This is a genomic window from Streptomyces sp. NBC_00019, from assembly GCF_045041015.1.
Lineage (GTDB): Bacteria > Actinomycetota > Actinomycetes > Streptomycetales > Streptomycetaceae > Streptomyces.
In genome coordinates, this window is the sequence record NZ_CP108302.1 from 5984674 (window position 1) to 6006184 (window position 21511).

Genomic DNA, 21511 nt, shown 5'->3' on the forward strand with positions numbered 1-21511 from the left:
TCACGCGCAGTTGTAGGCGTCCGTGGCGCTCGACGCGATGACCACGTCCACGCCGCCCGCCGCCGTCAGATGGGCCGCGTTGACCGTCAGGCCGTTCGCCGTCCTGACCTGCTCGTTGAGCACGAGCTTGGCGGCCGGGCCCAGGTCGATCGAATAGTTCGGTACGTCACCGATCTCGACCGGTGTGCCCGCGACCGTCAGCGACAGGTCCGTGCCGCCGGTGGTGGCCGTGCAGCTGCTGGTCGAGGTCGCCGTCACGCCGGAGAGGGCCACCACGGGCAGGCCGGGCAGGCCGATCCTGGCGTCCTCCACCGTCGCGGTCGAGGTGGAGCCGCTCGGGCCGATCTTCGTCTCCACCTTCGCGCAGAGGGTGTCGGCGGACAGGACCAGCAGGTTGATGGGCGCCGCGCAGGGCGGGGCGACCGTCTTGGCGTCCGCCGCGCGGACCACGCCGGTGTCCGGGGTGGGGGCGATGCCGATCGGCAGGGCCAGGACCGGGATCTGGGCGGAGAGGCCGTAGGCGCGGCCGGTGACGTACTGGAGCTTGAGCTCGGCCGTGGCCTCGGAGGCCTTGTAGGCCTCGTCACCGGCGAAGGTCGCCTTGAGTGGCACGGTGGCTGAGCCGGTGAGTGGCTGAGCCACCTTGTCGATCGTGCAGGTCGCCTTGCCCTGGGCGTCGGTGTTCGCCGCGCAGGTCTGCAGGGCGTCCGTCGGGCCGAGGGCGAGGGTGACCTCGCGGTCGGCGACCGGGGCGCCGCCGTCCTTCTCCGCCAGGGTCGCGGAGAGGGCCGCCGGGGAGCCGTTGGAGACGGTGGCCGGACCGGTGTAGGCCAGGGTCGTGTCCTTCTGGACCGGGGGCTGGGTCGAACCCTCACCGACGTCGAGGAAGTCGTTGTCGAGGTCGAGGGTGATACCGCCGTAGGTCTCCTCGTTGGGGTCGTCCTCGGTCGGGCCGTCGTACTGCTTGACCCGCTGGTGGTTCGCCCACATGTCGGCCGGGATCGCGCGGTCCTCGGTCGTCGGCACCTCGTCCCAGCGGGCGAAGTTGATGACGTCCGGCTGGGTGTAGCCGTCGGCGTTCGCCGCCACCAGGTCCGTGGCGAGCGAGGACGCGCTGCCGTAGGCGCCCGAGCGGTAGCCCAGCTCGTGGATCGTGTTGGTCCAGGACTGGAGGAAGGCCAGGACCTTCTCGCGGCCGGAGTTGTAGTGCTCCATGTTGTAGTAGAGGACCGAGCCCGCCGGGAGGCCGTAGCCCTGCGCCTGCGCGACCGCGTCCCGGGCCGATGCCGCACCTTCCGGTACCGGGTCGGTGATCGCCACACAGTCGCCCGTGCAGCTGCCCGAGCCCGCCTCGGCCTGCGGGCCGACGTAGATCGGGATGAAGCGCCAGCCGTTGTCGTACTGCGTCTGCACCCACTCGGCACTGGCCTGGTCCTTGCAGCCCGCGTTGACCCCGCCGATGTAGAAGCCGATGGCGCCGTACGGCGAGGCCGCCTTCCAGGCGTTCATCGTGGCGGTCGGCGGTGCGGCGCAGCGGTCGAAACCCTCGCCCTGGTAGGACGTGGCGTCCGCGGGGACGGCCTGGATCGACGGCTGTGCCACTGCCCTGGCCGCCGGCGTCGCGGCCGGGGTCGCCTTGTCGGCCGGGAGGCCGGCACTGGCGAGGATCTTCTTGATCTCGTCCCGGTTCTCGCCGTAGGACGCGGTGACGGCGATGCCGTCGGTCGTCGCCCAGTACGTGCGCGAGGTGCTGTTCTCCGAGACCTGTTCCGCGGAGGAGCCCTTGTCCGGCTCCAGTACGAGCGCCTCCGTACGGCCCAGCACATCGGCCGGGCAGCTCTGTTGGGCATCCGCCGCCGGCTTGCCGAGGTACACGGCGTGGCGGTCGTAGCGGACGCAGGTGTCCGGGTTCTTGGCGAGATCGATGACGTCCCACGTCGCGGGGACGGAGAACGTGTGGCCCTTGTAGGTCACTTGGGCCGTGTCCGACGCCTCTGAGGCTTGAGCTGGGTTGCCCAGGGCGGTGACGGTGAGTGTGGTGGCGGCGGTGAACGCCAGCAGCGCCCCGCGTACCGAACGTGATGATCTGCGGTGATTTTTGATGACTTCCCCCGTGGTTGCGGCACCGGCTCATCCGGGCCGATGCGACTCGGAGTGACCAGGGGGAGCGTGACGGGGTTGTTGTACATCGGTCAACGACAGGGGTGGCCGAACAGGACGCCGTTACGGCCGAGTAAAGGCGAGAGGTGATTGGGAGCGCCGACTTGATGTGTGCGAAGCGTGGTGTGGGGGGTTGGTGAAGCGCCGGGTCCTGTTCGGGGCGTGCGGGGGCTGGTGGGGTGCGGGTGCACGAGGTCTTCACATGACGGGGTACGGCGGGACTTGTCCGGATGAGGACTGCGGTAGGAGACATTCCGGGCCCGGTCCCTCCATGGGGGCCGGGCCCGGAACGGCTGTTTCTTCGAGGACGCTCAGAGCTTCTCGGGCGTCCTGATGCCCAGCAGGGCCATGCCCTGGTGCAGGGTGCGGGCGGTCAGGTCGCAGAGGAACAGGCGGTTCTCCGCGATGTCCTTCGGCGGCTCCGGCTTGATGACCGGGCACTGGTCGTAGAACGTCGTGAAGAGCGACGCCAGCTGGTAGAGGTACGCCGTCAGCTTGTGCGGTGCGTACTCCGCCGTGGCCTCCGCGAGCAGGTCGCCGAACGCGTCCAGGTGCAGGCCCAACGCCCGCTCCGCCGGGGCGAGTTCCAGCTCCGGGTGGGCGGTCGGCCGCTTGTCGTCGGCCTTGCGCAGGATCGACTTGATCCGGGCGTACGCGTACTGGAGGTAGACCGACGTGTCGCCGTTCAGCGAGACCATCTGGTCCAGGTCGAACTTGTAGTCACGGCTCGGCGACGTCGACAGGTCCGCGTACTTCACGGCGCCGATCCCGACGTACCGGCCGTTCTCGACGATCTCCTCCTCGGTCAGGCCCACCTTCTCGGCCTTCTCGCGCACGACGGCGGTGGCCCGCTCGACGGCCTCGTCGAGGAGGTCCTCCAGCTTGACCGTCTCGCCCTCACGCGTCTTGAACGGCTTGCCGTCCGCGCCCAGCACCGTGCCGTAGCCCATGTTGTGCGCGGTGACGTCGTCGCCGAGCCAGCCGGCGCGGCGGGCCGTCTCGAAGACCATCTTGAAGTGCAGCGACTGGCGTACGTCCACGACGTACAGCAGCGTCGTCGCGTCCAGGCCCACGACACGGTCGCGGATCGCGGTCAGGTCGGAGGCCGCGTAGCCGAAGCCGCCGTCCGCCTTCTGCACGATCAGCGGGACCGGCTGGTCGTCCTTGCCGCGGATCTCGTCGAAGAACACCACCAGCGCGCCCTCGGAGCGGACCGCGACGCCCATCTCCTCCAGGAGGCGGGCGGTCTCGGGCATGCCCTCGTTGTACGCGGACTCGCCGACGATCTCCTCGTCGCGGATCTCCATGTCCAGCTTCTCGAAGACGGAGTAGAAGTAGACCTTCGACTCGTCGACGAACTGCTGCCACAGTTCGAGGGTCTCCTTGTCGCCGGACTGGAGGGCCACGACCCGCTTGCGGGCACGCTCCTTGAACTCCTCGTCCGCGTCGAAGACCGCGCGCGACGCCTTGTAGACCCGGTTCAGGTTCGACATGGCCTGCTCGCCGTCGACGTCCTCGGGCGGGGCCAGCTCGCCGGGGTTCTCGACCAGGTACTGGATGAGCATGCCGAACTGGGTGCCCCAGTCGCCGATGTGGTGGCGGCCGATCGTCTGCTCGCCGGTGAAGTCGAGCATGCCGCGGAGGGCGTCGCCGATGACCGCGGAGCGGAGGTGGCCGACGTGCATTTCCTTGGCGACGTTGGGCTGGGCGTAGTCGACGACGGTGATGCCGGGGTTCTTCTTCGGCGGGACGCCCAGGCGGGCGGGGTCGGTGTAGCGCTCGGCGAGGTTCTCGATGATCGCCTTGTCGGAGATCGTGATGTTGAGGAAGCCGGGGCCGGAGACCTCGATGTCCTTGATCACGTCGCCGGACTCGACCTGTGCGACGACCTGCGTGGCCAGCTCGCGGGGGTTCGCCTTGGCCTTCTTCGCGAGGGCGAGGATCCCGTTGGCCTGGTAGTCGGCCCTGTCGCTACGTCGCAGCAGCGGGTCGACTCCGTCGGTTTCCGGGAGAGCGGAAGTGAGGGCGTCGGTGAGGCGCTGGTGGACTTGGTCGGTGAGCGACGTGACCGAGGTCATGGGGTGGGAGCCGTTCTCCTCGTGGGGTTGTTTCAGACGTGGCCAGTATCCCATGGGGGGTAAAGCGGATTTTGCGGCTATGAGCCCGGGGGGTGGGCGGTGCTTTGCCGGGTGCCGGCCGGTGGGGGCTTGTCGCGCAGTTCCCCGCGCCCCTAAAGGCGGCTGCGCCGCCTATCGGGGGCTTGTCGCGCCCACGCGGCGGAGCCGCATATCGATACAGCCCCGCGCCCCTACGAGGCGGCTGCGCCGCCTTGGGGGCGCGTCCAGGAAAAGGCGTTTTCGCGCTTGCCGAACGAACTGGGAGAATGGCAGCGCCAGCCGTAGACCGTACCGGCTGCTTCAGGAGAGAAAGAAGGATGTGCCCCGTGGCTCAGAGCACCGAGACCACCGACTGGGTCTCCCGTTTCGCGGATGAGGTCATCGAGGAGTCGGAGCGTCGGGCCCCGGGCAAACCGGTCGTCGTCGCGTCCGGACTGTCACCCTCCGGGCCCATTCACCTCGGGAACCTGCGCGAGGTCATGACCCCGCACCTGGTCGCCGACGAGATCCGGCGCCGGGGGCTCCAGGTCCGGCACCTCATCTCCTGGGACGACTACGACCGTTACCGCAAGGTGCCGGCCGGCATCGCGGGCGTCGACGAATCCTGGGCCGAGCACATCGGCAAGCCGCTGACCTCCGTGCCCGCGCCGAAGGGATCCGCGTACCCGAACTGGGCCGAGCACTTCAAGGCCGCCATGGTCGAGGCGCTCGGCGAGCTGGGTGTGGAATTCGACGGGATCAGCCAGACCTCGCAGTACACCTCCGGCGTGTACCGCGAGCAGATCCTGCACGCCATGAAGCACCGCGGTGACATCGACGCGATCCTCGACCAGTACCGGACCAAGAAGGCGCCCCCGAAGAAGCAGCAGCAGAAGCCCCTCGACGAGGCCGAGCTGGAGGCCGCGGAGGGGTCCGGCGCCGCGGACGAGGACGACGGCTCCTCCGGCAGCGCCGGGTACTTCCCGTACAAGCCGTACTGCGGCAACTGCGAGAAGGACCTGACGACCGTCACGGCGTACGACGACGACAGCACCGAGCTGACGTACACCTGCGACGTCTGCGGCTTCTCCGAGACCGTGCGGCTCAACGAGTTCAACCGCGGCAAGCTGGTCTGGAAGGTCGACTGGCCGATGCGGTGGGCGTACGAGGGTGTCGTCTTCGAGCCGAGCGGTGTCGACCACTCGTCTCCGGGATCCTCCTTCCAGGTCGGCGGGCAGATCGTCGGGATCTTCGGCGGGAAGCAGCCGATCGGGCCCATGTACGCCTTCGTGGGGATCTCCGGGATGGCGAAGATGTCGTCGTCCAAGGGCGGCGTGCCCACGCCCGGGGACGCGCTCCAGATCATGGAGCCGCAGCTGCTGCGCTGGCTCTACGCCCGGCGCCGCCCCAACCAGTCCTTCAAGATCGCCTTCGACCAGGAGATCCAGCGGCTCTACGACGAGTGGGACAAGCTGGACGCCAAGGTCGCGGACGGCTCCGCCCTCCCCGCCGACATCGCCGCACACGCGCGTGCGGTGCGCACGGCCGGCGGCGAGCTGCCCCGCACCGCGCGGCCGCTGCCGTACCGGACCCTCGCGTCCGTCGCGGACATCACCGCCGGGCACGCGGACCAGGCGCTGCGGATCCTGTCCGAGCTCGACCCCTCGAACCCGCTGGGCTCGCTGGACGAGGCCCGGCCGCGGTACGACAAGGCCGAGGCCTGGATCAACACGCACGTACCCGCCGACCAGCGGACCATCGTGCGGGACGAGCCGGACGTCGAACTCCTGAAGTCCCTCGACGAGGCTTCCACGGAGTCCCTGCGGCTGCTGGCCGACGGCCTCGCCGAGCACTGGTCGCTCGACGGGCTGACCCACCTCGTCTACGGCGTGCCCAAGGTGCAGGCCGGGTTCTCCGCGGACGCGACGCCCAAGGAGCTGCCGGCGGAGATCAAGACCGCACAGCGGACCTTCTTCGCGCTGCTCTACCACCTGCTGGTGGGCCGTGACACCGGTCCGCGACTGCCCACGCTGCTGCTGGCCGTGGGCCAGGAGCGGGTGCGGACCCTGCTCGGCGCGTAAAGGCCGTTCTACGACGATGGGGGCGCCCGGTGGTTCACCGGGCGCCCCCATCGTCGTACGCGCTCGTGGTTACGCGATGTGGTCCTCTTCCAGTTCCGCGTTGTAGCGGTTCGTGAAGCGGTTGACCATGCGCTTGGACTCGTCCGGCGGGAGCATGAGGCTGAACTCGGCCTCGACGTTCTCGCTGAACTCACGCGGGGTCGGGTAGCCGCTGCCGCTTATCGACTTCTTGAAGACCTGGTAGTACGACTCCTCGTCCGGCTCGGGACTGCCGCCGCCCTCACCGAGTTCCCGCGTGCGGCTGGGGCCCACCGGGATGGGGAAGCTGCCGGTCTCCTCCGAAGAGGACTCCTCGTGGACCGGCCGCTGCTGTTGCTGGTACTGCTCGGCCTGCTCCTGCTCCGCGTACCACTGGGCGTACTGGTCCGGGTCGTACGCCGGGTCGTAGTCGCCCTGGTACTCGATCTGCTGGGGCGGAGCGAACCAGGGGCTCTCCTCCGGCACCTGCTCGTACTGCTCCTCGGCAGGAGCCACCGCCTGCTGCGGGACGGGCGCGGCCTCCACAGCCCGCTGCTGCACCGGAGCCTCGACCTGCGGTGCCGGCATCGGTACCGGGGCCGGGGGGAGCAGCGCGGGCTCGATGCCCGCCGCCGCCAGGCCCGCCGGAGCCGTCTCCGCCAGCGGGACCCCGTAACGCGCGAGCCTCAGCGGCATCAGGGACTCCACCGGAGCCTTCCGCCGCCAGGCACGGCCGAAGCGCGACCTCAGCCTCGCCTGGTAGACCAGGCGCTCCTGCTCCAGCTTGATCACCTGCTCGTAGGAGCGCAGCTCCCAGAGCTTCATGCGCCGCCACAGCAGGAACGTCGGCAGCGGGGAGAGCAGCCAGCGCGTGAGGCGGACACCCTCCATGTGCTTGTCGGCCGTGATGTCGGCGATACGGCCGATCGCGTGCCGGGCGGCCTCGACCGAGACCACGAACAGGATCGGGATCACCGCGTGCATGCCGACGCCGAGCGGATCCGGCCAGGCGGCCGCGCCGTTGAAGGCGATCGTCGCCGCCGTCAGGAGCCACGCCGTCTGACGCAGCAGCGGGAACGGGATGCGGATCCACGTCAGGAGGAGATCCAGGGCCAGCAGGACACAGATGCCCGCGTCGATGCCGATCGGGAAGACGTAACTGAAGTTCCCGAAGCCCTTTTGGAGCGCGAGTTCACGGACGGCCGCGTACGACCCCGCGAAGCCGATACCGGCGATGATCACGGCGCCGAACACGACGACGCCGATGAGAACGCGGTGCGTCCGGGTCAACTGCACTGGTGCGGCCACCCGTAATCCCCTCCCCTTGCGTGTTGTTGCGCGCAACAGAGTGGCACATGTGTGCGGCGCACGGGTGGCCGGTAGGGACCGTCAGCCCTTGTTCAGCTCTTCTTCGCAGTCGACTTGGACGGAGATGCGGACTTCGACGTAGACGTCGAGGGGGACTTGGAGGCGGACTTGGACGCCGACTCGGACGGAGACGGGCTCGCCGCGCCCCCCGTACCCGTGCCGCCACCAGAGTTCGCCTTCGTCACCGCGGCCACCGCCTCCTTGGCCGCCTTCTTCACCAGCTTGGCGAGGCTGTCCGCACTCGGCGTCTTCTCGCCCGCAAGACCCGCCCCGTTGTAGTCCACGGTGACCACGACGTTCTCGACGCGCGTGACCAGCGTCTGCTGCTTGAAGGAGCCTTCCTTCTTCTTCAGGTCGTACGTCACCAGCGTCGCCGCCTCGCCCGTACCGGTCACCGGCGCCGTCTTGGCGTTCTTCGCGCCGTCCACCGACTGCGCGTCCTGGACCTGCTTGTCGAAGTACTCCTGCGCCAGCTTGTCGCCCTCGCCACGCGTGACGTCCGAGTCGAAACGGAGCAACGAGACGTTCAGCCAGCGGAACTGGGAGCCCTTGACACCGTTGTTGTCCAGGCTCGACCAGGAGCAACTGCCCCGCGTCGCCACATCATCCGACTTGCCCTGCTTGCCGGACTTCGGCGCCTTCGGCACGAGATCGCCCAACGTGCCCTTGGACAGGGTGTCGCACGGGTCGGGAAGCGAGGCATACGTCGCCGCCTGCACCGTCGGCGACGCGCTCACGGACGCGGAGGCACTGGCACCGGATTCCTTGCCACCGGCGTCGTCCGAGCCGGAGTCCGAGGAACAGCCGGCCGCCACCAGCATCACCGGGACTGCCGCCGCGCCGAGAAGTACCCGGCTCAGGCGCCTCACTCGCTTGTCACCCTGGTCTCGCTGTGCTGCTCGCTGCATGGTTCCTTCACTCATGACGCTGCTCGTGCTCCTGCGGTCGGCTCGGGTCCGAGGGGCCACGGTACGCGGTGAGCCAGCTGTGCGGCTCTGGTTCACCTGCTTTGCCGAGGCGCCCGAACACCCCTCAACCCGCCAGCGCGTCCGCCAGCTGAGAGGCCAGCTCCCTTGCCCTGTCCTGCATTTCCTCACTGTCCGGCACCACGCCGACCGTCGCCGGCTGCTCCTCGTACACGATCGTCACGATCACATTCGACGTGCGGAACGCCACAGTCACCGTGCGCTGCTGAGCCGTCGAACCCGAGCTGCTGAGCGCGTCGTCCAGGAACGCCTCGTCGCCGAGATCGTCGAGCAGACGGGGCTGCAGATCGGTGGGAGTGGCGCTCGGAGAGGTGCTGGAGGAAGACGAAGAAGACGAAGAAGACGAAGAAGACGAAGAAGACGAAGAAGGGGACGAACTCGGGGAGGCGCTCTCGGTGCTCGCGTCGGACGTGCTCGACTCGGAGATCACGGGCTCCGGAAGGTCGGCCGCCTCCTGCTTCTCCGCGAACACCCCCTCCGCCTCACTGTCGTCGCTCACGGTGTCGTACGACACCACCCGCTCCAGATCCACGAGCAGCCGGTCCGTCGCGTCCGTCGACTCCACCTTCCAACGGCAGCCGACCTTGCGGTCCGTGTCGAACGTGACCGACGGCTCACCCTCGTACGCCTTCTCGCGCTGATCCTCGTCCGTGATCTGCTGGATGCCGGGCAGGAGCGCGTCGAGCGTGCTCTGGCCGGCCGCGCCGCAGGGCTCCGGGAGAGTGCGGTAGCGGCCGGGTTCGGCGGCGGCCGACGCGGTGCCGGCGTCGCCGGGGTTGGCGTCGTCCGTGGTGCCGCCGTCGTCCGAGCCGCTGGTGCAGCCGGCCAGCAATGCCACGAGGAGCGCCGCGACGCCGGGTACATAGGCCTTCCGCTGCACGGTCGGCTCCTCTCGCTGTGTGCGTGTTCCCGCTGCTTATTCGCTTGCCGGGCAGGGGTGACCCCTGGGCACCATGTGTATCGCACGCACAGCCGTGGACGCCGGTCCGTTGTCCCATTCGTTGATCTTGGCGCCGGTTTTGCGATTTGAGACTTTTACAAAATTCCGGGGGAATGAGGACGATATGTCGTACGTGGAACTGCCGGGCGCGAAGGTACCGATCCGCATGTGGACCGACCCGGCGTCGGTCGAGGACGTGGCGCTCCAGCAGCTGCGCAACGTCGCGACACTGCCGTGGATCAAGGGACTGGCCGTGATGCCGGACGTGCATTACGGGAAGGGCGCGACCGTCGGGTCGGTCATCGCCATGCAGGGGGCTGTTTGTCCTGCGGCGGTGGGGGTGGACATCGGGTGCGGGATGTCGGCCGTCAAGACGTCCCTGACCGCCAATGATCTGCCGGGGGATCTGTCTCGGCTGCGGTCGAAGATCGAGGAGGCTATTCCGGTGGGGCGGGGGATGCATGACTCTGCCGTTGAGCCTGGGCGGTTCCATGGGCTTGCCGCTGCGGGGTGGGATGAGTTTTGGGGGCGGTTCGATCAGGTTGCCGAGGTGGTGAAGTTCCGCAGGGGGCGGGCAGTTACGCAAATGGGAACCCTTGGCCAAGGGAATCATTTCTGGGAACTTTGCCTCGATTCGGATAATTCGGTCTGGGTTATGTTGCACTCCGGATCTCGGAATATCGGCAAGGAGCTGGCTGAGCACCACATCGGGGTGGCTCAGAAGCTGCCGCACAATCAGGGCCTGGTCGACAGGGATCTTGCGGTGTTCGTCGCGGACACCCCTCAGATGGCGGCGTACCGGCATGACCTGTTCTGGGCGCAGGAGTATGCGAAGTACAACCGCGCCCTCATGATGGCGCTTTCCAAGGATGTGATCCGCCGTGAGTTCAAGAAGGCGAAGGTCACCTTCGAACCGGAGATCAGCTGCCATCACAACTACGTGAATGTCGAGCGCTACGAAGGCATGGACCTACTTGTCACCCGTAAGGGGGCGATCAGCGCCAGGGCCGGAGAGTACGGCATCATCCCGGGCTCAATGGGCACCGGTTCGTACATCGTGAAGGGTCTCGGCAACGAAAAGTCCTTCAACTCGGCGTCGCATGGCGCCGGTCGGCGCATGAGCCGCAACGCGGCCAAGCGTCGCTTCACGACGAAGGACCTGGAGGAGCAGACACGGGGCGTGGAGTGCCGTAAGGACTCCGGCGTCGTGGATGAGATCCCGGGTGCGTACAAGCCGATCGAGCAGGTCATCGACCAGCAGCGGGACCTTGTGGAAGTCGTGGCGAAGCTGAAGCAGGTCGTCTGCGTGAAGGGCTGACGCGAGGGGCCCGGCCGAAGCCGGGCCCCTTACATGGCCACTGTCAGCTAGGCCGGGGGGCCTGGCCTGTACGGAGGCGCCAGAGGCGGAGGTTGCAGCTCTGGGCGGTCCTGCCGAGTTCCTCGGCGGCTGCTTTCGGGCTGTTGAGTTCAAGCAGGATCCGGTCTTCCTGCTCGGTCCATCGGCGCTGGGTGTACTCGGTTCGCATGCCGTGGGGACGTGCCCAGGCGGCAAGGGAGACCGCCGCCGTGCGCTTGCGTTCCAGAGAGAGACAGCCGGGGTAGTACAGGTCAGCTGCCAGGCGTTGGGCGTTCTCCATCGCGTAGAAGACGTTGTAGATGTCGTCCCGGGTGTTGCGCTTGACGATTCGCACGGCGCCAGTCACCTCCCTGGCGTACTCGCACAGGTGGGTTGCGATGTCCGTGCTGGCTGTGGTGAGGGAGACGAAAGGGAACCCTTTCCCGGTGAAACCGACTGAGCCGTCAGCGTCGATGAGCCCGCGGAGGTAGTCGCGTCGGGAGAAGTCGCTGTGAGGCGGCGCGATCGTCTTCGACTTGCGGCCGTACGGCAGGCCGAGTTCATTGACCTTGGTCCTGGCTTCTAGGGAACACAGGCTCCAGGTGGCTGAGCTGTGTGTCTCGGCGAAGTTCGTGGACCGGGTGCGTTCCGTGACGCTGCTGTAGTAGGGCGTCAGCTTCTGGAACGTGCGTAGGAGAGCGATGTCGCGGGCGTTGAGCTCGACTGTCAACTTTCCCTTCTGGCCGACCCCTTGCTGGAGATGACCATCCGCCTGCAAGAAGCCGAACATGTACGCGTACTCCGGGACCGTGAGGTCCATGAACCGGTGAGCGTTAGGCTCGCATTCAGCCATGAGGAAGCTGATTCCTTCCTTGCTGGTCAGGCCCTCGACCGGGTTGCCGCCCGGGCGAGGGCCGTCGATTTGATGTTGTGGTGCGAGCCTAGATCGCCTGTTCAGGGGTCGTTTGGGTGATCGATGAGGTTCACCCCTGTGAGTTAACCGAGGCGCTTCTCCAGCAGGGTCACCGCGTACGGGCTGCCCAACCCGCCGTCCTTTGTGGGCTGTTCGCCTACGACTGTGTAGCCCGCGGATTCGTAGTACGTGCGGAGGCGGGGGTTGGTGGAGAGGCAGTCCAGGCGGGCGTAGGGGCGGGCTGACTGTGTGATGCGGGATTCCGCGTGGGTCAGGAGTTGGCGACCGGTGTTGGGTGGGGCCGTGTGGGGGGTTGTCATCAGGCGGTGGATGTAGCCGGCGTCGGAGGGGCGGGGGCCCCAGGCTGCTTCGTCGGTCCACCAGAGTTCGTAGGCGCCGGCCAGGGTGTCGCCCGTGTGGGCCAGCCAGACTTCGCCCTCTTGCATGCGGGTGAGGAAGTGGGCCTCGGTCTTTTCCTGGGGCTTCCACTGGTCGATTCCTCTGGCCAGCATCCAGAGGGAGAGGGAGTCGCGGAGGTGGACCAGGGTTTTTGCGTCCGCGGGCTCCGCTTTTCGGTAGGTGAGGGGGTGCCAGGTCGTGGGGGCCGGTTCCAGGAGGTTTTCGCGGAGCTTTGAGGAGAGGGCTTCGGCGTCCAGGCCCAGGGCCTTCGTGACGTAGCCCTCCACCGAGCCGTAGCGCGTGTTCAGGGACTGCAGGAACAGGCGCATCACCGACTCGGGGGCGCGGGCGAAGCCCGGCCAGGTCGGGGATCTGCCCTCGTTCCGATCCCGCCAGTCCGCCAGCAGGGCCGAGGTCGCCAGTTCCGTGAGGCTGAAGTCCTCGATGATCGTTCGCTCGTCGACGCCGAGCAAGGAGAGGATCAGGGCTGCCAGTTCGCCCGTGCGGTCCTTGCCGGATGCGCAGTGGAAGGCCAGGGGGGTGTCGGACTGCGCTGATTCCGCTACCAGTTCCAGGGCCTGGCGGATTTCCTTCGTGCCGTCCTCGGCGACTTCCATGAAGCGTTCGGCGAGGTAGGGGCCGGGCTCGATGTCGGAGCCCAACGCCGCCTGGTCGTAGGGGCGGTGCTCGATGCTGAGGTGGTGGTAGGTGAAGGAGTCGTCTCGCGGGATGCGGCCCCTGGCGTCGATCTCCCAGTCGTAGCGCAGGTCGATCACCGTGCGGATGCCCAGGGAGAGGAAGCGGGACCAGTCCGGGGTGTCACGGGTCAACTTGCCCAGGGAGTCGGCGCGGTAGAGCCTTCGCGGGCGGATCCTGCGGCCGTCGGCGGCCTGGTAGCCGCCGAGATCGCGGACGTTGTGCAGGGCGTCGAAGCGTACGTGTCTGTCCACGGGCAGCGACCATATGCGGTCGCCGCCCGTCCTGACCTGGACTTACTTCGCGTGCGTCACCGCGTAGATCATCACGAAGGCCACGATGTGGATGCCGAAGAGGAAGTACGCGAGGTAGTACCAGACGAAGCGTTCGCGCTTCTTCTCCAGCGCGAGGTGTCGGCGGTCCGACTCGTCATCGAGGTCGCCGTGGTCGGCGTGGTCGCCTGGGTCGTCGTGGCCGTCGGGCATCTACAGCTCCCTGTGGACCTTCGTGTTCGACGCCTGCGCGCGGGGGCGCAGGACGAGGAGGTCGACGTTGACGTGGTGGGGGCGGGTGACGGCCCAGGTGATCGTCTCCGCGACGTCGTCGGCCGTCAGGGGCTCGGCGACACCCTCGTAGACCTTCTCCGCCTTCTCCTTGTCGCCGCCGAAGCGGGTCACGGCGAACTCGTCCGTCTTCACCATGCCGGGCGCGATCTCGATGACGCGGACCGGCTGGCCGACGATCTCCAGACGGAGGGTCTCGGCGAGGACGTGGGCGCCGTGCTTGGCGGCGACGTAACCGGCGCCGCCCTCGTAGGTGCCGTGGCCGGCGGTGGAGGAGACGACGACCACCGTGCCGTCGCCGCTCGCGACCAGCTTGGGGAGGAGGGCCTGGGTGACGTTCAGGGTGCCGAGGACGTTCGTCTCGTACATCGAACGCCAGTCGGCCGGGTCGCCGGTCGCGACCGGGTCGGCGCCGAGCGCGCCGCCGGCGTTGTTGACCAGGACGCCGATCGTCCGGAAGGCCGACGCGAACTCGTCGACCGCGGCGCGGTCGGTGACGTCCAGCTGGTACGCCGTCGCCTGGGCGCCGGACGCGTTGATCTCCGCCTCCAGGGCCTCGATGCGGTCCTTGCGGCGGGCGGTCAGGACGACGCGGTAGCCCGCGGCGGCGAGCTGTCGGGCCGTGGCGGCGCCGATTCCGCTGCTCGCACCGGTGACGACGGCGATGCGGGAGGCGGCGGACGGTGCGGCGGTGGCCATGGGCTGCTCCTCGGGCGTGCGTACGAATGGCTGCCGCCAGGATAGGCGGGTGGAGCGGGGAGGGGTTTCTGGTCTCAGCCAGCGGTCCGGTGCCGGGCGGGGGCTGGGGGGCCGGTCTCGGTCAGCGGTTTGGTCTCGGCCGGGGGTGCGGTCTCGGGCAGGGTCGGTTTCGGCTGGTGGTCCGGTTTCGGGCAGGGGTCAGGTGCCAGCTTGTGGTTCGGGCTCGGCTTGTGGTCGCGTGTCGGTCGGGGGGCCGGTTTCGGTCGGCGGTCCGGTTTGGGCGGTGCGTGGGAAAATCGAGGTGGGTGGTCCTCTGGTAGTGGAGGTGGATCATGGGTGAAGCGCGAGAGGTCATGGATCGGCTCACCGAGGCGCTGACCACGCACCCGGACGTGAAGGCGATCGGGGAGCTGTACGCGGAGGACGCGGTCGCGTACACGCCGGACGAGGGCGAGATCCACGGTCGGGACAACATCGTCGAGTACTGGCGGCAGATGACGGACGCGGTGCCGGATGCGACGTTCGAGACGCTGTACGCCTATGAGGTCGACGACACGGCCATCGACGAAGGGGTCTTCAGCGGGCGGAACACCGGTCCGATCCTGCTGCCCTCCGGGGAGTCCCTCCCCGCGACGCAGAAGGAGATCAGGATCCGCGGGGTCGACTGCGCGACCGTGCGGGACGGCCGGATCGTCAGTTACCGGCTCTACTTCGACCAGATGGAGTTCCTGGGGCAGCTGGGTCTGCTGCCCGAAGGGGCCGGGTGACCCGAAGGCGCCGGGTGAGGCGCCCGGCGTTCAGTTTCCCCGCGGCGCCCACATGATCACTGCCATGCCCGCGAGGCAGACCAGCGCGCCCGTGACGTCCCAGCGGTCGGGTCGGTAGCCGTCCGCGACGGCGCCCCACAGGATCGAACCGGCGACGAAGATCCCGCCGTACGCGGCGAGGATGCGGCCGAAGTGGGCGTCGGGCTGGAAGGTGGCGACGAAACCGTAGGCGCCGAGGGCCAGCACGCCGCCGGCCATCCACAGCCAGCCGCGGTGCTCCCGTACGCCCTGCCAGACCAGCCACGCACCGCCGATCTCGAAGAGGGCCGCGACGACGAAGAGCGCGGCCGAGCGCAGGACGAGCATGCCGCGCAGCCTGCCATATGGTCCACGTCACCTGGCCATACGGGTCCAGTCACCTGTTGGAGGGCGCCTGTCGCCCGCTCCGCGTGGGATACATCCGACGGTATGACCACGCTGGAGTGAGGAGTGCCGGTATGCGGGTTGTTGCTGTGTGCGTCGCGGCCGTGCTGGCGGTTTGCGGGGTGGCGCCGGGGGCTATCGCGGGGGCGGGGGCCTTTCCGGGTGGGCCCGAGGCCGATCTGGCCTATCACGGTGCCGTCTCCATGGCCGCGGGCCAGGTCGACGTGCGGTTCACGCCGCGGAATCACGGGCCGTCGGCGGTGCCCGACGCGACGGTTCGGCTGCGCTGGTCGGAACCGCTGGCGAACCGACAGCTGCTGCCGGACGGGTGCGCACGGTCGGGTGTGAGGGTGGTGCTGTGCCGGGTCGGCGCGCTGGACGCGGACGGGCTGGGCGACCAGATCGGTTTGCGGCTACGCCTGAGGGGCGAGCCGTCCGAGGCCCTGCTGGAGATCGACACGGTGTGGAGCGGCGGCGTGGTGGACCGGAACCACCTGAACGACCGCCAGCGGGTCCTGGTCCTGGACACGGGCGACACGTACTACTTCTGACCGCGGGTGGGCGGCTGGAGGGACGATCGGCCTCTCTCCCTGTCCGTCGGCCGCGTCGTACGATCTCCGCATGGTGCAGGTGGAGGGTGGGGCGGCGCGGGAGCGGTTGCTCGAGGAGCTGGGGACCGTTTCTCGGCGGTACATGGCCTCTTACGCTCTCTTCAATCAGGCCTTCGCCGATCATCTGGGGTTGCATCCGACCGATCTGCAGTGCCTGAATCTGCTGGCCCTGGAAGGGGGGCCCGTGACCACCGGGCGGGTCGCCGAGCTGACGGGGCTGACCACCGGGTCGGCCACGCGGCTGGTGGACCGGCTGGAGCGGGCCGGGTACGCGGTGCGGGAGCGGGACGTGGCGGACCGGCGGCGGGTGCTGGTGGCCACCGTGCCGGAGAAGCTGGCGGAGCTGACGCGGGTGTGGGACCGGCTGGGGGGCGGGTACAACGCCCTCTTCGACGACCTCGGTGATGCCCAACTCGCCCTGATCATCGAGCACATGAGGCGTACGACGCGGTTCAGCGCCGAGCAGGTCGAGCGGTTGCGCTCCGGCGACGTCTAGGCGGCCGGACGGACGCCCAGTTGGTCAGTTGACCGGTCGGCCGGTCGGTCGGTCGGTCCGTCAGTCCGTGGTGTCGTAGCGCTCGCGGGCCTGGTGGACCTCTTCGATGTGGGTCTCCGCCCAGTCCTTCACCGCGGTCAGGAGTACGGCCAGGCTGTGGCCGAGCGGCGTGAGTTCGTAGTCGACGCGGACCGGGACGGACGGGGTGACCGTGCGGACGAGGATGCCGTCGCGTTCCAGTGAGCGCAGGGTCTGCGTGAGCATCTTGGGGCTGACGCCGGCGATCTTGCGGGTGAGGTCGCTGTAGCGCATCGGGCCGGTGGAGAGGGCCGAGACGACGAGGCTGACCCACTTGTCGCTGAGGCGGTCCAGGAGCTGGTTGGTCGGGCAGCCGCGGATGAACGCGTCGTACTCGACACGGGCCTGCTCGCGCCGCTGGGCCGCGGTCATGGTCGGCATGGCTCACCTCCGGGGTGCTTACGCACTTCCAGGTAACTACTTACTGATAGATAGTAACTCTTCCTAGGGTTGTTGGCAGGGAAGGGGGCCCCGCGCAATGGGGAATCCCCGCAAACGCCAATAAAACCAGGAGACTTGGCATGCGTGCTGTTGTGGTGAACGCGTTCGGTGGGCCCGAGGCCGTGGAGGTCGTGGAGACCGAGGTGCCCGAGCCCGCCGCGCGACAGATACGGATCAAGGTGGCGGCGGCCACGCTGAACCCGGTGGACGCGGGGGTGCGGCAGGGCGTCTTCGGGGGCGCGGGCAAGCAGATCGGGCTCGGCTGGGATGTCGCCGGGACGGTGGACGCCGTGGGGGTCGCGAGTGCGTGGAGCGTGGGGGATCAGGTGGTCGGGCTCGACTACGGCATGGTCGCGCCGCTGGGCACACACGCGGAGTACGTCGTCCTGGACACGGACGCGGTGGCGCGGGCGCCGAGGACGGTCGACGTCGTACACGCGGCGACGTTGCCGCTGAACGCCCTGACCGCCGTACAGGCCCTGGATCTGGCGGAGTTGACGGAGGGGCAGTCCCTGCTGGTGACCGGGGCGGCGGGTGCGGTCGGGGGGTTCGTCATCCAGCTCGCCTCCCGGCGGGGGATTTCGGTGACCGGGCTTGCGCGGGAGGGGGACGAGGAGCTCGTACGGTCCCTGGGCGCCGTGGACTTCACGTCCGGTGTGGTCGAGGCGGGGGCCTTCGATGTCGTACTGGATACGGCGGTGCTCGGGGAGGCGGCGTTGGAGTGGGTGCGGGACGGGGGTGTGTACGTCGGGGTCATTCCGCAGGCTCAGCCGGCGTCGGTGCGGGGGGTGCGGACGACTGCCGTCGAGGTTGGTGCGGATGGGGCGCGGCTCGGTGAGTTGGTCGGGCTGGTCGAGGAGGGGGTGCTGACGTTGCGGGTGGCGGAGACGTTTCCGTTGGAGGAGGCGGTGAAGGCGCATGTGCGGCTCGCCGAGGGTGGGGTGCGGGGGCGGTTGGTGTTGGTGCCGGGCGCCTAGTGGGGTGGTCGGGGCGGTTGTGTGGCGGGTGCGGGTTCGTCGTGGCTTGTCGCGCAGTTCCCCGCGCCCCTGGCCGGGTTCAGTGGTGTTGGTCTTCCTGCGCCCTTCGCGGTAGTAGGCCCACAAGCGGCAGGCACAGGGTGAGTGCTGCGGTGACCGTGATGAGGCTGACCGTGGTGGCGTGGGTGGTGTTGCCGGTTGTTCTGAAGTAGACCGTGGTCACGGCCGCCGCTCCGATCGCGTTGGCCAGTTGCTGTACGGCGTTGAGCGAGCCGCTCGCGCTACCTGCCTCCGCCGGGGCGATGTCGCCGATCGTGATGTCGTAGACCGTGCCGAAGCAGGTGCCCATGCCGATGCCGAGGATCAGCAGGGGTGGGACGAGGGGCCAAGTTCCGGTGTGGGTGCCGGAGTTGTGGATCAACAGGGTCAGGTAGGCGCAGCCTGCGATGAGGGTCAGTAGGCCGGCGTGGATGAGGCGGCGGCCGTGGGTGTGGATCAGGCCGTGGCAGGCGATCGAGGCGATGACGATGCCGATGGTCAGGGGGATCAGGGCGAGCGCGGTGCCGGTGGGGGAGCGGCCGAGGCCCTGTTGGAGGAAGAGGGAGAGGACGTAGAGGAGGCCGGCGGTCGCGGCGAAGGCGACGATGCCGAGGGCCAGGCCCGCGGCGAAGCCGCGGTTGTGGAGCAGGGTCGGTTCGATGAGTGGGTGGGGGGCGGTGCGCTGGCGGTGGGAGAAGGCGGCGAAGAGGGCGAGGCCGATGGCCAGGAGGATCAGTGGCCGACTGGTCCAGCCTCTCGCCGAGCCGTCGATCAGCCCGCCCAGCAGGCCGAGCAGTGCGCCGGTGAGCAGCACGGCCCCGCGGACGTCGACGGAAACGGCCCGGTCGCCTGAGTCGCGCGGCAGCAGGCGGGCGGCGGCGAGCAGGGCGGCGCCGCCGAGCAGCAGGTTGATCAGGAACATGGGGCGCCAGCCGAGGCCCAGGACGTCGGCGTCGACGAGGAACCCGGCGAGGATCGGGCCGCCGACCGCGGACAGTCCCATCGCGGGCCCGAACAGGCTGAACGCCTTGCCGATCTGGTCGCGGGGCCAGGTGGCGCCGAGGATGCCGAAGCCCTGCGGGATGACGAGGGCCCCGAAGGCGCCCTGGGCGAGCCGGGCGACGACCAGCGTCGTCGGGTCGGGAGCGAGCCCGCAGGCCAGTGAGGCCACCACGAATCCGGCGAGCCCGAGCAGGAAGAGCCGGCGGCGGCCGTATCTGTCGCCGAGCCGTCCGCCGGGGACGAGCAGTACGCCGAGGGCGAGTGCGTAGGAGGCGCCGAGCCACTGGACGAGGCCGGGGCCGCCGCCGAGGTCCGCGGTGATCGTCGGGGCGGCGATGTTGGTGATCGTGGCGTCGAGGAGGTCGAGGACGTCCGCGGCGAGGATCACGGCGAGGATCGCCCAGCGGGTGCGGGCGGGGAGGGGCGGTTTCTCGCGGCCTTCATCTGCGTCATGCAATATCTGTGTCACGCAGATGAATATGAGGCGGGGAGGGTTGGCGGGTCAAGTGGAATAACGGGGCGGGGGTGGCCGTTCAGCGGTATAGTTGAACGGTCAACAACCTGGAGGGTGAGCGACCATGCAGTTCGGGATCTTCAGCGTCGGCGATGTCACGCCGGACCCCACCACCGGCCGGACGCCGACCGAACGCGAGCGCATCAAGGCCATGGTCGCCATCGCGCTGAAGGCCGAGGAGGTCGGGCTCGACGTCTTCGCGACCGGTGAGCACCACAACCCGCCGTTCGTGCCCTCGTCACCGACCACGATGCTCGGTTACGTCGCCGCGCAGACCGAGAGGCTCATCCTCTCGACCTCCACCACCCTCATCACCACGAACGACCCGGTGAAGATCGCCGAGGACTTCGCGATGCTCCAGCACCTGGCCGACGGCCGGGTGGACCTGATGATGGGCCGCGGCAACACCGGCCCGGTCTACCCGTGGTTCGGACAGGACATCCGCGAGGGCATCAACCTCGCCATCGAGAACTACGCCCTGCTGCGCCGCCTGTGGCGCGAGGACGTCGTGAACTGGGAGGGGAAGTTCCGTACGGCGCTCCAGGGCTTCACCTCCACGCCCCGCCCCCTGGACGGCGTACCGCCCTTCGTCTGGCACGGCTCCATCCGCTCGCCCGAGATCGCCGAGCAGGCCGCGTACTACGGTGACGGCTTCTTCCACAACAACATCTTCTGGCCGGCCGACCACACCAAGCGGATGGTCGAGCTGTACCGGAGCCGGTACGCGCACTACGGCCACGGCACGCCCGAGCAGGCGATCGTCGGACTCGGCGGGCAGATCTTCATGCGGAAGAACTCCCAGGACGCGATCCGCGAGTTCCGGCCCTACTTCGACGTCGCGCCGGTCTACGGACACGGGCCCTCCCTGGAGGACTTCACCGACCAGACCCCGCTGACCGTGGGCTCCCCGGAGCAGGTCATCGAGAAGACGCTGAGCTTCCGCGAGTACGCCGGCGACTACCAGCGCCAGCTGTTCCTGGTGGACCACGCCGGGCTGCCGCTGAAGACCGTCCTGGAGCAGATCGACATGCTGGGCGAGGAGGTCGTTCCAGTGCTGCGCGAGGAGTTCGCGAAGGGCCGCGCGAAGGATGTCCCCGAGGCGCCCACCCACGCGTCGCTGCTCGCCGAAGTGAAGAAGGAGACCGTCGTATGAAGCTCGTCGTCGTCTCTGCGGGACTGAGCGTGCCGTCCTCCACGCGACTGCTGGCCGACCGGCTGGCGGCGGCCGTGAAGCAACTCGCGCCGGCCGAGGTACAGGTCGTCGAGGTCCGCGACCTCGCCGTGGAGATCGCCCACCACCTCACCAGCGGGTTTCCCGGGCGTGCTCTCGCCGCCGCGCAGGACGCCGTGGCCGGGGCGGACGCCCTGATCGTCGTCACGCCGGTGTTCTCGGCGTCGTACAGCGGACTCTTCAAGTCGTTCTTCGACGTCCTCGACAAGGACGCGCTGGCCGGGAAGCCGGTGCTGGTCGCGGCGACCGGCGGCAGCGCGCGGCACTCCCTGGTGCTGGACCACGCGCTGCGGCCGCTCTTCTCCCATCTGCGGGCCGTCGTCGTGCCGACCGGGGTGTACGCGGCCTCGGAGGACTGGGGCGCGGAGGGGCTGGACGGGCGGATCGAGCGGGCGGCGGGGGAGCTGGCGGCGCTGCTGCCCGAGGGCCGTCCGGAGGCCGAGCCGGTCACATCGGTCACGTCGGCCAAGGCCAGGGACCCCTTCGAGGTGGTCCCGTTCGCCGAGCAGCTGGCGGCGCTGTCACCGACGGGCGCACCGGCGGTCTGAGGGCTCGGACGTTCGGGCGCTCGGGCGCTCGGTGGTGCGAAGACCGGAGGGCGTACGCCCTCCGGTTGCCTCTGTGACGGTGAGAGCCCGGTAAAAAGGCTGATCGTCGGCCCGCTCACCCGGCTGAAC

General features: G+C 68.9%; 20 protein-coding genes. 8 read left to right on the forward strand and 12 right to left on the reverse strand.

The window, feature by feature from the left end; translation table 11 throughout:
- Positions 1–1974, reverse strand: a complete 1974-nt coding sequence (locus OHU89_RS28290; protein ID WP_405646908.1) for a choice-of-anchor P family protein — start codon at positions 1972–1974, stop codon at positions 1–3.
- Positions 1975–2471: 497 nt separating this feature from the next.
- Positions 2472–4238, reverse strand: coding sequence for an arginine--tRNA ligase (argS, locus tag OHU89_RS28295; RefSeq protein WP_405654686.1), 1767 nt, complete (start codon positions 4236–4238; stop codon positions 2472–2474).
- A gap of 356 nt (positions 4239–4594) precedes the next feature.
- On the opposite strand from argS, the gene lysS reads away from it, so the two are divergent.
- Positions 4595–6337 (forward strand): lysine--tRNA ligase, encoded by a 1743-nt coding sequence (gene lysS, locus OHU89_RS28300; RefSeq protein WP_405646910.1) that lies wholly within the window; start codon positions 4595–4597, stop codon positions 6335–6337.
- A gap of 69 nt (positions 6338–6406) precedes the next feature.
- Here the strand turns inward: lysS and OHU89_RS28305 are convergent, their stop codons facing one another.
- The 3 genes from OHU89_RS28305 to OHU89_RS28315 form a co-directional block, all read right to left on the reverse strand.
- Positions 6407–7663, reverse strand: coding sequence for a DUF2637 domain-containing protein (locus OHU89_RS28305; RefSeq protein ID WP_266889211.1), 1257 nt, complete (start codon positions 7661–7663; stop codon positions 6407–6409).
- A 92-nt stretch (positions 7664–7755) separates the two neighbouring features.
- Positions 7756–8646 carry a DUF3558 family protein gene (locus tag OHU89_RS28310; protein WP_405646911.1) on the reverse strand — a complete coding sequence of 297 codons (891 nt, stop codon included), beginning with the start codon at positions 8644–8646 and terminating at the stop codon, positions 7756–7758.
- Positions 8647–8755: 109 nt separating this feature from the next.
- On the reverse strand, positions 8756–9589 hold the full coding sequence (locus OHU89_RS28315; RefSeq protein ID WP_405646913.1) for a DUF3558 domain-containing protein: 834 nt from the start codon (positions 9587–9589) through the stop codon (positions 8756–8758).
- A 184-nt stretch (positions 9590–9773) separates the two neighbouring features.
- On the opposite strand from OHU89_RS28315, the gene OHU89_RS28320 reads away from it, so the two are divergent.
- Complete coding sequence (locus OHU89_RS28320) at positions 9774–10967, forward strand: RtcB family protein (RefSeq protein WP_405646915.1); 1194 nt, start codon at positions 9774–9776, stop codon at positions 10965–10967.
- A 43-nt stretch (positions 10968–11010) separates the two neighbouring features.
- Here the strand turns inward: OHU89_RS28320 and OHU89_RS28325 are convergent, their stop codons facing one another.
- The 4 genes from OHU89_RS28325 to OHU89_RS28340 form a co-directional block, all read right to left on the reverse strand.
- Positions 11011–11805 (reverse strand): LAGLIDADG family homing endonuclease, encoded by a 795-nt coding sequence (locus OHU89_RS28325; protein ID WP_405646917.1) that lies wholly within the window; start codon positions 11803–11805, stop codon positions 11011–11013.
- A 176-nt stretch (positions 11806–11981) separates the two neighbouring features.
- Positions 11982–13247 carry a GNAT family N-acetyltransferase gene (locus tag OHU89_RS28330; protein WP_405646919.1) on the reverse strand — a complete coding sequence of 422 codons (1266 nt, stop codon included), beginning with the start codon at positions 13245–13247 and terminating at the stop codon, positions 11982–11984.
- Positions 13248–13289: 42 nt separating this feature from the next.
- Positions 13290–13478, reverse strand: a complete 189-nt coding sequence (locus OHU89_RS28335) for a hypothetical protein (RefSeq protein ID WP_405646921.1) — start codon at positions 13476–13478, stop codon at positions 13290–13292.
- Positions 13479–14255, reverse strand: a complete 777-nt coding sequence (locus tag OHU89_RS28340) for an SDR family NAD(P)-dependent oxidoreductase (RefSeq protein ID WP_046262138.1) — start codon at positions 14253–14255, stop codon at positions 13479–13481.
- Between the two features lie 332 nt (positions 14256–14587).
- Here OHU89_RS28340 and OHU89_RS28345 point away from each other — a divergent pair, with 332 nt between their 5' ends.
- Complete coding sequence (locus OHU89_RS28345) at positions 14588–15022, forward strand: ester cyclase (RefSeq protein WP_405646923.1); 435 nt, start codon at positions 14588–14590, stop codon at positions 15020–15022.
- Between the two features lie 30 nt (positions 15023–15052).
- On the opposite strand, the gene OHU89_RS28350 is transcribed toward OHU89_RS28345, so the two are convergent.
- Positions 15053–15388, reverse strand: a complete 336-nt coding sequence (locus OHU89_RS28350; RefSeq protein WP_266899396.1) for a YnfA family protein — start codon at positions 15386–15388, stop codon at positions 15053–15055.
- Between the two features lie 131 nt (positions 15389–15519).
- Here OHU89_RS28350 and OHU89_RS28355 point away from each other — a divergent pair, with 131 nt between their 5' ends.
- Entirely contained in the window at positions 15520–15996 is a 477-nt protein-coding gene (locus tag OHU89_RS28355; protein ID WP_405646926.1) for a hypothetical protein, read from the forward strand.
- A 70-nt stretch (positions 15997–16066) separates the two neighbouring features.
- The gene (locus tag OHU89_RS28360) at positions 16067–16552 is read left to right on the forward strand and encodes a MarR family winged helix-turn-helix transcriptional regulator (protein WP_266889204.1); all 486 of its coding nucleotides are present in this window, start codon (positions 16067–16069) and stop codon (positions 16550–16552) included.
- Between the two features lie 60 nt (positions 16553–16612).
- Here the strand turns inward: OHU89_RS28360 and OHU89_RS28365 are convergent, their stop codons facing one another.
- Positions 16613–17011, reverse strand: a complete 399-nt coding sequence (locus OHU89_RS28365) for a winged helix-turn-helix transcriptional regulator (RefSeq protein WP_405646928.1) — start codon at positions 17009–17011, stop codon at positions 16613–16615.
- A 140-nt stretch (positions 17012–17151) separates the two neighbouring features.
- Between OHU89_RS28365 and OHU89_RS28370 the strand changes: the two genes are divergently transcribed.
- On the forward strand, positions 17152–18048 hold the full coding sequence (locus OHU89_RS28370) for an NADP-dependent oxidoreductase (protein WP_405646930.1): 897 nt from the start codon (positions 17152–17154) through the stop codon (positions 18046–18048).
- A gap of 79 nt (positions 18049–18127) precedes the next feature.
- Here the strand turns inward: OHU89_RS28370 and OHU89_RS28375 are convergent, their stop codons facing one another.
- Positions 18128–19558 carry an MFS transporter gene (locus OHU89_RS28375; RefSeq protein ID WP_405646932.1) on the reverse strand — a complete coding sequence of 477 codons (1431 nt, stop codon included), beginning with the start codon at positions 19556–19558 and terminating at the stop codon, positions 18128–18130.
- A 109-nt stretch (positions 19559–19667) separates the two neighbouring features.
- Here OHU89_RS28375 and OHU89_RS28380 point away from each other — a divergent pair, with 109 nt between their 5' ends.
- Positions 19668–20756 (forward strand): LLM class flavin-dependent oxidoreductase, encoded by a 1089-nt coding sequence (locus tag OHU89_RS28380; RefSeq protein WP_266889200.1) that lies wholly within the window; start codon positions 19668–19670, stop codon positions 20754–20756.
- A complete protein-coding gene (locus OHU89_RS28385; protein ID WP_405646934.1) occupies positions 20753–21382 on the forward strand; it encodes a CE1759 family FMN reductase in 630 nt (209 codons plus the stop codon). The genes OHU89_RS28380 and OHU89_RS28385 overlap by 4 nt, the downstream gene beginning before the upstream one ends.
- Positions 21383–21511 lie beyond the last annotated feature (129 nt).